Below are 1,162 nucleotides of genomic sequence, written 5' to 3' on the forward strand. Positions count from 1 at the left end.
GGCAATAGCTGCGTTGCTTTCTTCAAGGGTGAACTCCAGGAAAGGAGGCTCTGTCACCTCGACTTCAGCCCAGGACTCCGTCTCGCCAACGCGAGCGGATGGGATGGGATCCTTCTGCTCGGGAACAAGAAGAGGATGTCTCCACGGCAGAGAACGGGAGCGGACAACATTCAGGTCAAATGGGGGCGCGTCCAGGGTAGAAGCTCGAGCTGCAGGAGCAAACCAAAGCAGCAACGCCCACAGAGCCGGTGCCGGCCACCTTGCCCAGCGCCAATAGGAATAGGGGATCCCTGCCATAGACTTTGCTAACTCACTAGTGTACCGTCCGCTTTGGATTTTGCCAGGGAGTGGCTGAAGCGAAGAGGACGTCATAGCTGCGCAACGCTAACGCGACTGGCCGGCATCGTCTCAGGAACCGTTGGGTCACAGCCGGCGGATCCCATGCCAAACTTTGGTTTAGAATATTTTTAGATTCGAGATTCAGTCTCACTCATTTGAACTTGGGGAGGCCAACCTTTAGCCTTGCCAAGGATATCCCTCTTCTGCAGCGCTCCACTGGGATCTAGCTTCCTGCCCTTTCCCGTCCTGTTTTGTTCATTATCTCTACCAACTCAGGAGTTTCTTATGGCCGTTCCAAATGGTCATTCCGGCACGCTTCCAGAGCAAGAGGCTTCTTCTATGGGAAAGGACGCCCTCCCGCTAACGCAAACGGGTAACGCTCTAAACCTGGCTCCCCTGCCTGCTGATGGAGCCTCCGGGGCTGCTCAGATGCCGGTACTGCTGGGGGAGAAATCCGGCCCGCCCGTGTTTCCCAGCCCTGTCAAGTTCAGCGAAATTGAGATTGACCACCGTCCGGTTGGGGCTTCAACCCTGAAAGTGGTGGATTACTATGCCGACGGACGTCCAGTTGCTGCTGCAACTCTCAAAGTCGTGGACACTTGGGGGGAGGGACGCCCAACGGTTGCCTCTGGCGCCAAATTCATCCATGACCCCGCGCTCAATCGGCCGATAATGGCCGATGGCCTGAAAATTGCCAAAACCTTTATGGGCAACCGACCCATTGAGGCCAGCCCTCTCAAGGTGCTGCGCTAGCCCGGATCCCCAAGGTGGGCCAGGGATCCCCTTGCTAACCTAGGTTGTGTTGATCTTTCATTTGAGCCAA

At 56.4% G+C, this 1,162-nt stretch carries 2 protein-coding genes; one reads left to right on the forward strand and one right to left on the reverse strand.

The genetic code is table 11. From position 1 onward, the window contains the following. Positions 1-297: hypothetical protein (locus NW856_RS11550; protein WP_414400387.1), on the reverse strand; the 297-nt coding region annotated here is incomplete at its 3' end. Between the two features lie 471 nt (positions 298-768). Here NW856_RS11550 and NW856_RS11555 point away from each other — a divergent pair. Continuing rightward, a complete protein-coding gene (locus NW856_RS11555) occupies positions 769-1,092 on the forward strand; it encodes a hypothetical protein (protein ID WP_414400388.1) in 324 nt (107 codons plus the stop codon). Positions 1,093-1,162 lie beyond the last annotated feature (70 nt).

The sequence above is a fragment of the Synechococcus sp. R3-13 genome (assembly GCF_047462195.1).
GTDB lineage: Bacteria > Cyanobacteriota > Cyanobacteriia > Thermostichales > Thermostichaceae > Thermostichus.